This window comes from Devosia sp. (assembly GCF_035944845.1).
Taxonomy (GTDB): domain Bacteria; phylum Pseudomonadota; class Alphaproteobacteria; order Rhizobiales; family Devosiaceae; genus Devosia_A.
This window is the reverse complement of the sequence record NZ_DASZAW010000075.1, coordinates 18,794-32,775: the sequence shown is the minus strand read 5'-3', so window position 1 is coordinate 32,775 and position 13,982 is coordinate 18,794. Positions and strand designations below refer to the sequence as shown.

Here is a 13,982-nt window from a genome sequence, read left to right as displayed (position 1 = left end):
TGCCGGTCTTGGCGTAGAGTGAGCGGATATCGATGACATCCGGCCCAACCGAGCCCGAAAGCACCGGGAACTCGAAAGTCTGGTCCCCGATGGTGAGTTTGGCGACGGTATCGCTCATCTTCGCACTCCTTGATGGCCTTCTTTAGGCCCGCGGAAGGTGGGAGCGGGCAGGCCGTATGGTCGTCCAAGTTGGTCGCGAGATCGAACGGGAAAAGTCCCAGAACTTTTCCCGATCACGCGCCAGAGAGGCAGGTTCGGTTGGCGTAGCTCATATACCCCAGCACTGCAACAGGTGGGTGAACAACGCTGACCTAATCACTTTCCCCAATATGCATCAGCCGGCCTGGTCGCCTAACCGGGCCAGTGTTTCGTCACGCCCGATGAGCACCATGACCTCGAAAATGCCCGGAGAAACAGTGCGCCCGGTCAGCGCCGCACGGAGTGGTTGCGCCACCTTGCCGAGCTTCAGACCCCGCGCTTCGGCGAAGGCGCGAGCCGCCGCGTCGATGGCCTCGACCGACCAATCGTTGAGCCCCTTCAGGATGTCGGCGAAAGCTCCGACATTGGCACGGGCGTCGGGCGTCAGCTGGTCGGCGGCTGAGGCATCGATGGTCAGCGGGCGAACGGCATAGATGAACTGGGCCAGGTCGATCAGCTCCAGCACGGTCTTGGCACGCGGCTGCAACTCAGGCAGGGCAGTAAGCACGGTATCCTTGTTGGCGGCGAGGCCATCCATGTCGAAGACGCGATTGAGCTCCGTTGCTGTCTCCAGCATCACCTCATAGAGCCGCTGCGGCGTCGCCTGGCGGATGTAATGACCGTTGATGTTCTCGAGCTTGACGAAATCGAAGCGCGCCGCGCCCTTGTTCAGCGCCTCGAGGGTGAACCATTCAACCATCTGCGCGGTCGAGAACAGCTCCTCGTCCCCGTGGCTCCAGCCGAGACGCGCGAGATAGTTGCGGAGCGCCTCGGGCAGGTAGCCCATCTGCCGGTAGGCCTCAACGCCGAGAGCGCCATGACGCTTGGAGAGCTTGGCGCCATCCGGGCCGTGGATCAGCGGGATGTGCGACATCTCCGGCACCGACCAACCCATGCCGTTGTAGATGACGATCTGGCGGGCGGCGTTGGTCAGGTGGTCGTCACCGCGGATGATGTGGGTGACCCCCATATCGTGGTCATCGACCACTACGGCCAGCATATAGGTCGGGGTGCCGTCCGAGCGCAGGATAATGAAATCATCGAGGTTCTCGGCCTTGAACACCACCTCGCCCTGGACGTGGTCCTGCACCCGGATCTCGCCAGACTGCGGGGCCTTGATGCGGATCACCGGAGCAACGCCCGCCGGCGCCTCTGACGGATCGCGATCGCGCCAGTAACCATTGTAGCGCGGCGGCAGGCCGTTGGCGCGAGCGGTTTCCCGCATCTCGGCCAGCTCTTCCGGCGAGCAGTAGCAATAGTAGGCTTGACCGCGCGCCAGCAGTTCGTTGGCGACCTCGGCGTGCCGGGCGGCGCGGGAGAACTGCATGAACGGCTCGCCGTCCCAATCCAGCCCCAGCCACTTTAGGCCGTCGAAGATCGCCTTGACCGCCCCCTCAGTCGAGCGTTCACGATCGGTGTCCTCGATGCGCAGCAGCATCTTGCCGCCGGTGTGGCGGGCGAAGGCCCAGTTGAACAGCGCCGTGCGGGCGCCACCGATATGGAGGTAGCCGGTGGGCGAGGGAGCGAAGCGAGTGACGACTGGGGTAGCCATGGGTCGATGAAACATCCCGGAGAATTGGCGTTTGGCGGTGTGTAAGCACCCCGAGGCCGAAGCGCAAGCGCGGCAGTTGGCATGGCGGCACCGTCCCGCTAGCATCGCTCCCGCGATCGTGCGGGGCAGGGGCTCGGCGGATGACGGTGACTGTCGGAAAGGCGGTGCCTGAGCGACTGGTTCCGGCACGTGCCGAACCGGTGTCGCCTGTCGTTCTGCCGCCGGCGCTGCGGCCCCGCCTGACCCATTGGCAGGCTTTCCGAGCCAGCATAACTGACGCCCTGGAGCAGCGACGCCTGTTCCTGCTCTGGCCGTATGCGGCAATTGTCGGCCTGATTGTTTGCCTCGCGGCACCGGACGAACCGCAGCCCTGGTTGCTCGGCCTCGTTGGCGCGGCAATCGCCATCGGCCTGGTTCTGGTGCGCCAGACGGGGTTGTTTCGCAGTCTCACCCTGGTCGGAGCGTTCTGGGCCGGCTTCGCGCTGCTCTCCGTCCACGGAACGCTGTTCGGTTCCGTGATGCTCGTGCGTCCGGCCTATGGCACCTACGAGATGCGGGTCGATGAGATTGTGTCGGAGCTCGAGACTGGAACGCGGGCGATCGTTTCCTCCATCACGGCAACCGGAACCTCACGAGCGGTGCCGATGCGACGCGCCCGGATCATCATTCCGGAAGGGCCGCCGCTGGCCCCAGGCGATATCATTCGCGCACCGGTGCGGTTCTACGCCGTGCCGGGCCCTGTCGTCCCGAACGGCTTCGACAGCCAGTTTCACGCCTTCTTCGACGGCGTCGGTGCCTATGGCAACGCCACGGCAGCCGTCGAGCGGGTGACCAGCGGAAGCAATTCGGCGCCCGAACGCATCGTCGACGGTATTCGGCGCGGTATCGCTGCACGCGTCGACGCCGATCTCGAGGAACCCACTGCGGGGATCGCCCGGGCGCTGATCACCGGCGATCAGAGCGCCGTGTCCGACGAGGCGCGCGATACCATGGCGGCAGCCGGGCTGGCGCATGTGCTGTCAGTGTCCGGCCTGCATCTGACGATCGTTGCCGGGCTGGTGCTGGTGACGCTGCGCGGCGGCCTCGCGTTGATCGGCGGTATTCACCGGTCGGTCTCGGTCAAGCAGGTGGCGGCGGCAGGCGCGATCGTTGCGGCGCTCGGCTACTTCGCCATCTCGGGCGGCAATGTCGCGGCGTTGCGCTCGACCATCATGCTGGTCCTCGTGCTCGGCGCGGTGGTGTTCGGCCGGCGGGCGCTGACCATGCGGAACGTCGCGATCGCGGCATTGATCGTCATTGCGACCGACCCGGCGAGCGTGTTGCGGCCCAGCTTTCAGCTTTCGTTCGCTGCCGTCGTGGCGCTGATCGGGGCCTGGGAGCTAATGCGACCGCCCGAAGGCAGGGACAAGTCGCTGCTGGCGCGCACCGGCGGATACCTGTGGGGCATCGTGTTGACCAGCTTCATCGCCGGCGCCGCGACACTGCTGTTTTCGGTCTACCACTTCCAGCAAACGTCGCCGCTCGGCGTGGTGGGAAACCTGTTCACCCTGCCACTGGTCGGCTTCGTGATGATGCCGTCGGCGGTGCTGGCGACGCTTGCCATGCCGCTTGGCTGGGAAGCGCCATTCCTTGCCGTGATGGGGTGGTCAATCGACCGGATGCTTGAACTCGGCGCGCTGGTTGCCGGCTGGAGCTCCGGGCTCGACGCCAGTCCATTGCTCGCTCCAGTCGCCTTGCTGCTGGGCCTCGCGGCACTTGCCTGGTTCACCTTCTTTTCCGGCTGGCATCGGCTGATCGCACCACTCCTGCTGCTGCCTGCCGTTCTGTTGTTCGCGCTCGATCGCCCACCGGACGTGCTGATCGCCGACACGACACAGGCAGTGGCGCTGCGCGGCGACGCAGATCTGGAACTGGTGGTAGGGAAGGGCGACAGCTTTGCCGTCGACGTGTGGCGCGAGACCTATGGTGAGGCGATCGAGCCCGGCGCGTTGCTGCAGTGCGACAGCGTCGGTTGCTTTGGCTCCAGCGGTCGAGGCTTCAGCGTCGCCATCGTGCGCGACCCGTCCGGCTTCTACGAGGATTGCGGCATGGCTGATCTGCTGATTGCCCGACGGAGCGTGCCGGCCAATTGCGGCGCAGGCACAGTGATCGATGCGGCCGCCCTGGCACGAGGCGGCGTGCATTGGCTGCGCTGGGACGCGGCGCGAGGCGGTTTCGAGATCCGCCCCGCGATCCCAGAGGTCAGCCGGCCGTGGCGATTAGTGCGACCGTAACGCCGGCCGCCTCGATCTGGGCGTTACCGAGCACGTAGCCGGTCTCGTCACGAGCCGGGCTGAGGTTTGCCGCAGTATCGCCATAATTGAAGTAAACGCGCCATTTACCTCTGGTCCGGCAGCGAACGCCAGCCGGCAGGTTGAGGGTCGGGACGTCGGCTTCGGTGAGCAGATGATCGACGATCCGCTGCATCAAGGCCCGGTCACCGCTGGCAGCCAGATAGTTGAGCTTGCCCTGCGCCACCAGCACCGGGAAATCTTCCTCATCCTCGATGACGATCTGCGCTCTGGTATCGAGCCGCTCCCGCCAATGGCCGACAGCGCCGCCGCCCTTGACCGAGACGGTGCGGCGCGGGTCGGTGCTATCGACGCGGGCGACCCTGGCATCGAGCAGGTTCTGCGGCAGGTCCGGGCCAAGGCCGGCGGGAATCGAGAAGTTCTCGGTCTTCGAGCCGGTGCGCGGGCCGAGCAGCAGGTGGCCCTCGTAATTCTCGATCGCCGTGCGGAGCGCATCGTTCCAGGCGAACAGCGCAGGGATCACCACCAGGTCGTAACCGGAGAACTCGGTGGTCGAGGGTGGCAGGATATCGACATCGACGCCGCGCTTGCGCAGCGGCACGTAGACGTTGCGGACGTGCTGGTGGTGCGAGAACCCCTTGGCCTGCGGCTGGATCCGCCAGGCCCATTCACTCTGGTAATCATAGACGATGGCGACGCGGCCCTTGTTCGCCGTACCGTCGATGCCAAGCCGACGCAGTTCCTCGGCGACTTGCATGGCTTCGTGATAGGCCGGCGCGGGCTGGCTATCGGGGCGAAGCAGCCCTGCGTGCATCTGCTCCTGCGCGAAGGGGGCCTGCCGCCAGCGGAAGTAGGATACCACTTCGGCGCCATGCGCGAAGGCTTCCCAGGCCCAGAGCCGCGCCATGCCGGGCAGGGGATCGGGGTTGTACTCGGCCCAGTTCACCGGCCCGGGCTGCTGCTCCATGATCCACCAGCGGCCATGACCGACCGCGCGGTAAATGTCGTGCTGCAGGCCTTGCGCGTCGGGCTCGCCCTGGCGGAAGTACGCGGCCTTCACCTCATCGGACTCATTGGAGACGGCGAGATGACCGATCGGGTAGGAGTCCCAGCTCGCCACGTCCAGCGTCGCGGCCACCTCGTAGTGATCGAACTCAGTGAAGCGGCCCATGAAATTGTGGATCACCGGCAGGTCAGGCCGGGCGGCCTTCATCACCTCGTACTGGGTGGCGTTGAAGGCGGCGACCTGCGCCGAGGAATAGCGGCGGAAATCGAGGCAAGCCGCCGGAGCTGCCTCGGTGACGGTGAGGTTTGGCGGATCGATCTGCTCGAAGGTGTTGTACTCCATCGACCAGAATACGTTGCCCCAGGCGAGGTTCAGCGCGTCGATGTCGCCGTACTTGTCCTTGAGCCATTGCCGGAACCCGATGGCCGCCGCTTTCGAATAGGAATGCACGGTGTCGTGGCAGCCATACTCATTGTCGGTCTGCCAGCCGGCAAGCGCGGGGTGCTGGCCGATCCTTTCAGCCAGCAGGCGGGTAATGCGGGCGCATTCCTCGCGATAGCCCAGATGCGAGAAGTCGTAGTGCCGACGCGAGCCGAAGCCGCGTGGCCGGCCATCGCGATCGACCGCCAGCATGTCGGGGTACTTGTCGATCATCCAGCGCGGCGGTGTTGCCGTCGGGGTGCCGACAATGACCTTCAGCCCATGCCGGCCAAGCACGTCCATCGAGGCGACCAGCCAGTCAAAGGTCAGCTCGCCAGGCCTCGGTTCGAGCTTAGACCAGGCGAACTCGCCGATGCGGACATACTGGATGCCCACTTCCGCCATGCGGCGCGCATCGTCCTCCCACCATTCGACGGGCCAGTGTTCGGGGTAATAGCAGACGCCGACAGCAGGAAAGGACACGTGAAACTCAGAGCTTGAGGAAAGGTTCGGCGATGCCGGGCACGTCGAGCGCCACGGCGAAGACGCTGCCGGCATGCGGTTCGCGTTCGATCTGTTCAGGCGTCATGTGCTCGCGGGCAGTGGTGATGTAGAGGGTCTTCAAATCGCTGCCGCCGAAGGCCGGGCAGCTCACCTGGCTGACACCCGGGACTTCGACCACCGTGTCGAGCTTGCCGTCGGGCGAAATGCGGATGACCTTGCCGCCGCCCCAACGGGCATTCCACAGATAGCCCTCGGAATCGACCGCGGAACCATCGGCGCCCCCGGGACCCTCCATGGTGAAGAAATCTTCCCACGGCCCGACCGGCAAACCAGTCGCCGGGTCGGTGGCGCACCTGATGATCATCTTGCCGGCGTCAGTGAAATAGGCCGTGCGGCCGTCGGGCGAGAAACAGATCGAGTTGGGGATGCGGATGTTCCCGATCACCTTGGTGACCTGGCCGGCGCGGTACTGATAGACACCGCCAACGCTGGCGTCCGGTTTCCGCCCCATGGTGCCGATCCAGAACCCACCGGTCCGGTCGACGCGACTGTCATTGGTGCGATTGGTTGGGACGTCGCCTTCGATCTCGGCGATGACGGAGGTGCTGTCGGTGGCGAAATCGTAGCGGAGCAGGGCGCCCGACTGGGCGATGGCGAGGCTGCCTTTGTCGATCACCGCACCGGCGCTGACCGTGTCCTTGAAGGTGATGCGGTCGACGACATGGCCATCGGTTCCAGCGCTCAGCATAGTCTGGTTGAGGATGTCGAACCAGAACAGGCGCTCGAGCAGCGGGTGCCAGAACGGGCCTTCGCCCAACTCGCAGCGGCTGTCGACAAAGAGCTCGGCTTGGGCATTCATCGCGATTTTCCCTGATCATAGGCGGTGACGGCGGTGGCGGCGCGCGATGCCACTTCGGCGACGGACATACCGGGCTTGAAAATGTAGGTGCCGAGCCCGAAGCCGGCGCAGCCGGCGGCGAAATAGTCGACAAAATTATCGGGATTGGCGCCCCCGACGGCGTAGAGCGGGATATCGGGCGGCAGCACCGCTTTCATCGCCTTGATGCCCTTTGGTCCCAGCACTTCGGCGGGGAAGAATTTCAGCCCGGTGGCGCCGGAGCGAATGGCAGTGAACGCATCGGTGGGTGAGAACACGCCAGGATACGAGGTCATGCCGCGCTCGATGGTGGCCCCAATCACTGCCGGGTTGGTGTCGGGCGAGACAACGAACTGCCCCCCGGCATCGGCGACGGCATCGACATCGGCGCGGCTCAGCACGGTGCCGGCGCCAATCAGTGCGCGGCCATCGAATGCCTTGGCCGCATCCGCTATCGACTGCAGTGCGTCAGGCGAGTTGAGCGGCACCTCGATCATGGTGATGCCGGCGAGCACCAGGGCATCGCAGACTTCGAGGGTTTCGGGAGGGGTGATGCCGCGAAGGATCGCGATGATGTGTCGGTGGGTCATGATCTTTACTGTGCCTGTCTGGCGGCCGTCAGGCCGGCGAGGGTGGCGTCGGTGGCATCGATGATGCGCGTCGTGGCGCCAAGCCGGGCGAAGGCGAGTTGATACAGCCCGCACAGGCCGACACTGCCAACCAGTGGGATCTCAGCCGCACTGATCCAGTCGCGCTGGCCGCCAATCTCGGCGCCGATGAGAAGGCCCGAGAGAAAACCGGCGCACCACGGGGCACTGCGTGCCGAGAGGAGCGAGCCGGCGCGCACCTTGAACAGGGTGGCGGTGAGACGCTCAGGGCGATCCAGGCCCTGGTCGAGACCGGCCTCGAAGCCGAGCTCGCGATCTTCGCCTTCGAGTTCACCACCGAGCGAATGGCGCAGCACTGAGTGGGTGCGCAGCAGGTCGAAGATCTCGCCGGTCATGGCGCTGGAAAAGCGCTCGAGCCGGGTTCCGGAAAGCAGCGCCCACTTGCTGTGGGTGCCGGGCATGACGGCGAGACCGGCAAAACCTGGAATCAGCGACGACAGGCCCAGCAGTTGGGTCTCTTCGCCGCGCATCACGTCTTCGGCCCCGAGATCGCGCAGGCATACGCCGGGGAGGATGCGGGGGGTGAGCGGCCCCGGTATGTCGGGCGCCACGGCGCCCTGGGCGAGACGGCTGAGATCGGCGGGGGCGTCGAGGTAGGGGGCTTCGATCCAGCCCTGGCGGGCGCCCGCCATGCCGCAGATCAGCACGTCCTCGACATCATCGGCGACGCCGCCGAGCAGCGAAGTCAGCACATCGGGATACTGTTCGCGGCTGAGGCGGCTCATGCCGTCCGGCGACGAACGCGCGAAGCTGATTTCGCCGGCGGCGTCCATACCCCATGCGCGCAGATTGGAGGTGCCCCAATCAACGGCGACCCATTCGGTTTGTCCTGCCAAAACCTTCTCCCTGGCGCGCTGCAAGTTTGCTGCGCACCGCCATGCCGCTAGAGCGCGATCGGGAAGGTTGTCCACTCTCCTGGTACGATCGCGACAGCCGTTTGCACGGCGGCGCCTCCCCGTGGGCCATCAGGCCCTCCCGTGGCGGCGCGGACCGTAACGTCTTTGCTGGCCTTGCCCTAGTGCAATAATCGGCCGGCGCGTTCGGTTTAGTAAGAAACCGGCGTCACTACAAAAGAAAAGGGCCGGCTGATGCCGGCCCAGGGACCCGATTGGCGGAGGGTCAGGAAGTCAGTACTTGCGCAAGAGCCCTACCAGCCGGCCCTGTACCTTGACCCGGTCCGGCGGGAAGATGCGGGTCTCGTAGGCCGGGTTGGCGGCTTCGAGCGCCACGGAATTGCCGCGGCGGCGGAGCCGCTTCAGCGTTGCTTCCTCGTCATCGACCAGGGCGACGACGATCTCGCCGGTCGAGGCGGCGTCCTGCTTTTTGATCAGCACCGTATCACCATCGAAGATACCGGCCTCGATCATCGAGTCACCGCGCACTTCGAGCGCATAGTGCTCGCCTGGCCCGAGCATCTCGGGCGGCACCATGATGGTGTGGCTATGGGTCTGGATCGCCTCGATCGGCGTACCTGCCGCAATGCGTCCCATGACCGGAATGGTCACGGCCCGATAGGAGTCGGCGTTGACCACCGGGGCGGCAGGGCGCGGTAGCGGCGCGGCCACCTTGCCGAGGTTGCCCTCGATGACCGCCGGCTCGAAGCGCGCCTTGCGGCCGCCGAGCGAGGGGTTCATCGAGTCGGGCAGCTTGATCACTTCGAGCGCCCGGGCCCGATTGGGCAAGCGCCGGATGAAGCCACGCTCCTCGAGCGCGGTGATCAGTCGGTGAATGCCGGATTTGCTCCTCAAATCGAGGGCGTCCTTCATCTCGTCGAACGAGGGCGGAATGCCGGACTCTTTCATCCGCTCGTGGATGAACATCAGCAGTTCGTGTTGCTTGCGCGTCAGCATGGCGGCTCCGTGAGCAGAATCGGAACAAAGACTGAACGTGTTATACGTGTTCCAGTTATGTTCTGCAATCGAGCGGTGAATATTGCGTTACGACCGAATGGAATAGCGGGGCAGGCGGCTGATAACGCGTCCCGCAACCTAACGGCCGAGCACTCGTTGAACTCCCAAGCGCGAGGAGAACGACGATGCCCCAATATGGTCCCCAGGAACTGGCCGAGAAGTACGGGATCTCGCGCCTTCGGGCGAAGGCGATCATCGGACGCGCGGGTGGAAGCCGCCGGCGCGCCGAGACTGGCGCCAAGCTGCTGGTGCAGCAGATCGACGACAATCAGGACGATCTGGGGCGGGACCTTAACGAGCCGAGCAACCGGATCGGCGACAGGGCAACTGTCGACAAGGTCGGAAGGTAGTGGACTATTTCGCGACCTTGTAGCTTGCTGCGACCAGCAGCATGGCCGCCGAAAGCAGCACGAAGGCAAATGGCAGGGTGGTGAGGTGCGCCACCAGTCCGATCAGGGCAGGGCCGGCGAGCAGGCCGAGATAGCCGAGCGTGCTGACCGCGGTGATCGCGAGGCCGGGCGACATGTCTCGGGTGCGGCCGGCAGCCGAGAACAGCACCGGCACCAGGTTGGAGGCACCGACCCCGACGAGGAAGTAGCCGATGAGGCCGGCATGGGCCGAGGGAACAAGCAGCACGAGGGCGAAGCCGATGGCGCCGATGAGACCGCCGAATAGGATGACGCGCCGTTCGCCCAGCGCCGTGCGGATACGATCGCCAGCCAGGCGCCCACCGGTCATCGCCACCGCGAAGGCGGCATAGCCGAGGCCGGCAAGGCCGATATCGGCGCCGCGTACGGAGGTCAGGAACACCGCGCTCCAGTCGAGCACCGAGCCTTCGGCGAGGAAAGTCAGGAGGCAGAGGACGCCGAGGATAAGCACGCCTCCCTTGGGCAGCACGAACAGCGGCGACTTCTCATGCCCGTTGTCGCCATAGGGCAGCAGACCGCCCAGCGACAGCCCGACGAGGAGGATCGAGGCGACGCTGACCACTATGGCAGCGACCAAAGGCGTGAGGCCACCCAGTGCCAGCAAGGCGCTCATGCCACCGGCGCCGGCGATGCCACCGAGGCTGAACAGGCCGTGGAAGCCCGACATCATCGGCCGGCCGCTGTCGCGCTCGACCATCACTGCCTGGATGTTCATCGCCACGTCGACGGTGCCCAGCGAGGCGCCGAAGACAGCGATGGCGACCGCCATGCCGAGCCAGTTGTCGGCCACGGCGAGGAACGGGAAAGCGCCGATCATGATGACCGAGGCGACCGCGATGACGGCGCGGCAGCCCCACTTTGCCGTCAGGATGCCGGTGATCGGCATGGCGAGGATGGAGCCGAGCCCCAGGCAGAGCAGCAGCAGGCCAAGCGCACCTTCATCGAGGCCGAGGCGCTGCTTGGCGATCGGCACCAGTGGAGCAAAGCCGGCCATGACGATGCCGACCACGAGGAAGATCACCCGGGTGGCAATCTGTTCGCGGCGGGCGGAAGGGAGGCGATCGGAAGCGAGCGAGGTTGCGGTCACGGCGAAGATCCAGTGCGGGAGGGGTCAGAGGGCGAGGTGGACGGCGGTGCCCTGGGCAGCGAAATCGTCCAGCAGGGCGCCATCAGCGGTTGGCTCGACCACCAGGTGGGTCAGCGAACTTGGCCTCGCGACCCGGAACGGCGCCGCGAGGCCAAGTTTGTCGGTAGTGGCGGCAACAGCTACAGCGCGGCTCTGCATCACCATGGCGCGCTTGACCTCAGCCTCGACCGCATCGAGCGCCGAAACGCCAAAGCTTGCGTCGATGGCGCAACTGCCGAGGAACACCAGATCGGCATAGATTGCCTCGACGGCTTGGACGGTAGCGTTGCCGCCGACGCTGCCAAGCGAGCCTTTGTAAATGCCGCCCAGCATGATGACGGTGGCGCGCTCGTGGTCGGCCAGCGCGGCGGCGATGGCCGGCGCATTGGTGACCACGGTCAGTTCGAGCTGGCGCGGAATGGTGCGGGCGATGGCGTAGTTGGTGCTGCCAGCATCGATGAACACGGTGTGCCGGGGCTGCAGCAGTTTGACCGCCTCGGCCGCCAGGCGGGTCTTGGCGTCGGCATCCTTCTCGAGGCGCGCCGAGATCGGCATGGCCACCGGGGCAGGGGCAAGCGCCCCGCCATGCACCCGACGGCAATAGCCAGCCTTGGCCAGCTCGCGCAGGTCGCGTCGCACGGTATCCTCCGACACACCAAAGCGTGCGGCCAGGTCATTGGCGACGACCCGCCCATCGCTGAGCAGCAGGGCGCGGATCACATCGTGGCGTTCGTCGGTGAGCATATGCGACTCCATGCACGTTTGTGCACGACATTGCACGATACCGCACGATAAGCAACCGGTTACGGTTCGATACCCGCTATCGGCAGACGCAGTTGTACGCTGAAGCCGCCGGCTGGTGGCGAAGCCACAGTCAGCCTGCCCCCGAGAAGTTGGGTAATCTCCTCGACGATGGGGAGGCCGAGGCCGGCGCCCGGCTTGTCGCTATCGCCGCGGCTGAAGCGCTTGTTCACAGCGGCAAGCTGCTGCGGGGCAACGCCTTTTCCGGTATCGGCGACCTCGAGCAGCACGTCGCCTGCCGCAACGACGCGAACCGTCGCTTCGGCGCCCGGGCCGGCATAGGCGATGGCGTTCTCGATCAGGTTGCTCAGCAGTTCGCCGAGCAGCATCGGGTCGCCGCGGACCGGGGCGGGGCCGTTGCCGTCGAAGCCCAGATCGACTTCTGCGGCGTGAGCGCGGACGACGTAGTCACCCGTGCGTTCTCGTGCAAGTTCGTGCAAATCGACGATCGGGAAATGCAGCCGGTCGGAGGCGGCCTCATCGATGCGCGCCAGCAACAGCAGCTGCGCCAGCACGCGTTCGGCATGCACCACCGCGGCATCCGCCGTTCGTGCCGCTTCGCGCGCTGCAGCCGGTGTCTCGGCGCGTAGCGCCAGCGCGAGCTGGGTGCGGATGATGGTCAGCGGGGTGCGCAACTGATGGCTGGCATTGCCGGTGAAATGCCGCAGCGCCTCGAGAGCGGCGGACAGCCGGGTCATGAAGGAGTTGATGGTATCGACCAGCCCCTGCACCTCACGCGGCACTTCCTGCTCGATGGGCCTCAGGTCATCGAGCGCCCGCCGTGAAATGGCGTCGCGCAGCCGATAGAGCGGCGCCAGCGAGAACCCGACCGCCAGCCACAGGATCACCGCCGCGGCAAGAATCAGCAGCGCGAGGCGGATGGCCGAGCGGATCAACAGCGTCTGCGTCAGCTGCGTGCGGGCAATAGTGGTTTCGGCGACGGTCACCGTGAACGGAATGGCGCTGACCCCGGACGAGGCGGCGCGCTGCAACACCGCGACGCGGATCGGCTCACCGCGGAAACTGGCGTCGGAATAGGCGATGTCAGCGGTCGCCAGGTCGGAGGTCGGCAGCGTCTGGTAACCGGTAATGAAGCCCTCGGGTCCGTCGACGCGGTAGAACACCCGGTCCTGCGCCGCCGAGGTCAGCATCTCCAGCGCCACATAGGGCACGTCGACCTCGAGCGCCCCGTCCTCAGTGACGATGACGCGTTCGGCAATCGCCAGCACCGAGCCGGCGAGCACCCGGTCCGACAGCGACGTCGCGGTGTCGCGTGCTTCGCGCCAGGTATCGACCACTGCCAGCGCCGCAACCGCCAGCAGCGCCACCATCAGCCAGAGCAGCAGGCGTCGGCGCAGCGAGTAGGGCCGCGCCATCAGTCGGCGATCCGGTCGAGATAGTAGCCGAGGCCGCGGGCGACACGGACGGTGAGGGCATAGGGAGCCAGCCGGCGGCGGAGGCGGGAGATGTATTGCTCCACGGCATTCTCGCTGAGGTCGTCGTCGAAGGCGGCGAGCGATTCGATGATCGATTGCTTTGCCACCACCTTGCCGGCCTTGCGCAGCAGTGTTTCGAGGACGCTGAGTTCGCGCGCCGGGAGATCGAGGGTCTGGCCGAACGCCGATAGGGTCCGCGATACCGTGTCGAGCTCGATGCTGCCAAAGGCGATCGACGAATTGTGGAGGCCGGCCTGGCGCCGCAGCAGCACCCTTATGCGGGCTTCGAGTTCCGACACCTCGAACGGCTTGGTCATGTAGTCGTCAGCGCCGAGGTCGAGGCCGCGCACCCGTTCATCGAGAGCACCGCGAGCGGTGAGGACCAGCACCGAGGAAGGGTTGCGGCGGCTGCGCATGCGGCGCAGCACATCGAGCCCATCCATCTCTGGCAGGCTGAGATCGAGCACCACGAGATCGAAGGTTTCGGTGGTGAACACGGCGTCGGCCGAGATGCCGTCATGCACCACATCCACCGCGTAGCCGGCGACGCGCAGCACCGCGGCGAGGCCGTCGGCCAAGGTCCGGTTGTCTTCCACCACCAGGATACGCATCACTCACTCCCCCTTGGGGCACGGTAGAGCGAGATCAGGAAAAGTTGCAGACTTTTCCGGTTCGATCTCGCGACAAACACCGAGTCGCTGAGTACGAGCGCGGTCTGAGAACGCGATCGTGCTCAGCATTTGACGGCGCTCTGTTGCCCATAGC

12 protein-coding genes are annotated in these 13,982 nt (G+C 65.8%); 2 read left to right on the top strand and 10 right to left on the bottom strand.

Going from position 1 to position 13,982, the window contains the following annotated elements; translation table 11 throughout:
* Positions 1-334: 334 nt before the first annotated feature.
* Positions 335-1,750: a glutamate--tRNA ligase gene (gltX, locus tag VGV07_RS14975; protein WP_326869521.1), complete on the bottom strand. Its 1,416-nt coding sequence runs from the start codon at positions 1,748-1,750 to the stop codon at positions 335-337.
* Between the two features lie 140 nt (positions 1,751-1,890).
* Between gltX and VGV07_RS14970 the strand changes: the two genes are divergently transcribed.
* Positions 1,891-4,023, top strand: coding sequence for a ComEC/Rec2 family competence protein (locus VGV07_RS14970; protein WP_326869520.1), 2,133 nt, complete (start codon positions 1,891-1,893; stop codon positions 4,021-4,023).
* On the opposite strand, the gene VGV07_RS14965 is transcribed toward VGV07_RS14970, so the two are convergent.
* The 5 genes from VGV07_RS14965 to lexA form a co-directional block, all read right to left on the bottom strand.
* The gene (locus VGV07_RS14965) at positions 3,992-5,950 is read right to left on the bottom strand and encodes a beta-galactosidase (RefSeq protein WP_326869519.1); all 1,959 of its coding nucleotides are present in this window, start codon (positions 5,948-5,950) and stop codon (positions 3,992-3,994) included. The genes VGV07_RS14970 and VGV07_RS14965 overlap by 32 nt on opposite strands.
* Before the next feature lie 7 nt (positions 5,951-5,957).
* Positions 5,958-6,830 (bottom strand): SMP-30/gluconolactonase/LRE family protein, encoded by an 873-nt coding sequence (locus VGV07_RS14960; RefSeq protein WP_326869518.1) that lies wholly within the window; start codon positions 6,828-6,830, stop codon positions 5,958-5,960.
* Positions 6,827-7,438, bottom strand: coding sequence for a 2-dehydro-3-deoxy-6-phosphogalactonate aldolase (locus VGV07_RS14955; RefSeq protein WP_326869517.1), 612 nt, complete (start codon positions 7,436-7,438; stop codon positions 6,827-6,829). The genes VGV07_RS14960 and VGV07_RS14955 overlap by 4 nt, the downstream gene beginning before the upstream one ends.
* A gap of 5 nt (positions 7,439-7,443) precedes the next feature.
* Positions 7,444-8,376 (bottom strand): 2-dehydro-3-deoxygalactonokinase, encoded by a 933-nt coding sequence (locus tag VGV07_RS14950; protein WP_326869516.1) that lies wholly within the window; start codon positions 8,374-8,376, stop codon positions 7,444-7,446.
* Between the two features lie 267 nt (positions 8,377-8,643).
* On the bottom strand, positions 8,644-9,366 hold the full coding sequence (gene lexA / locus VGV07_RS14945) for a transcriptional repressor LexA (RefSeq protein WP_326869515.1): 723 nt from the start codon (positions 9,364-9,366) through the stop codon (positions 8,644-8,646).
* A 185-nt stretch (positions 9,367-9,551) separates the two neighbouring features.
* On the opposite strand from lexA, the gene VGV07_RS14940 reads away from it, so the two are divergent.
* On the top strand, positions 9,552-9,776 hold the full coding sequence (locus tag VGV07_RS14940) for a hypothetical protein (protein ID WP_326869514.1): 225 nt from the start codon (positions 9,552-9,554) through the stop codon (positions 9,774-9,776).
* Between the two features lie 4 nt (positions 9,777-9,780).
* Here VGV07_RS14940 and VGV07_RS14935 read toward each other — a convergent pair whose 3' ends face one another.
* The 4 genes from VGV07_RS14935 to VGV07_RS14920 are packed head-to-tail and all read right to left on the bottom strand — an operon-like array spanning position 9,781 to position 13,828.
* Positions 9,781-10,941 carry an MFS transporter gene (locus VGV07_RS14935; RefSeq protein ID WP_326869513.1) on the bottom strand — a complete coding sequence of 387 codons (1,161 nt, stop codon included), beginning with the start codon at positions 10,939-10,941 and terminating at the stop codon, positions 9,781-9,783.
* Positions 10,942-10,965: 24 nt separating this feature from the next.
* Positions 10,966-11,724 carry a DeoR/GlpR family DNA-binding transcription regulator gene (locus VGV07_RS14930; RefSeq protein ID WP_326869512.1) on the bottom strand — a complete coding sequence of 253 codons (759 nt, stop codon included), beginning with the start codon at positions 11,722-11,724 and terminating at the stop codon, positions 10,966-10,968.
* A gap of 59 nt (positions 11,725-11,783) precedes the next feature.
* Positions 11,784-13,157 carry a sensor histidine kinase gene (locus VGV07_RS14925; RefSeq protein ID WP_326869511.1) on the bottom strand — a complete coding sequence of 458 codons (1,374 nt, stop codon included), beginning with the start codon at positions 13,155-13,157 and terminating at the stop codon, positions 11,784-11,786.
* Positions 13,157-13,828, bottom strand: a complete 672-nt coding sequence (locus VGV07_RS14920) for a response regulator transcription factor (RefSeq protein ID WP_326869510.1) — start codon at positions 13,826-13,828, stop codon at positions 13,157-13,159. Before VGV07_RS14920 ends, VGV07_RS14925 begins: the two co-directional genes overlap by 1 nt.
* Positions 13,829-13,982: the final 154 nt, after the last annotated feature.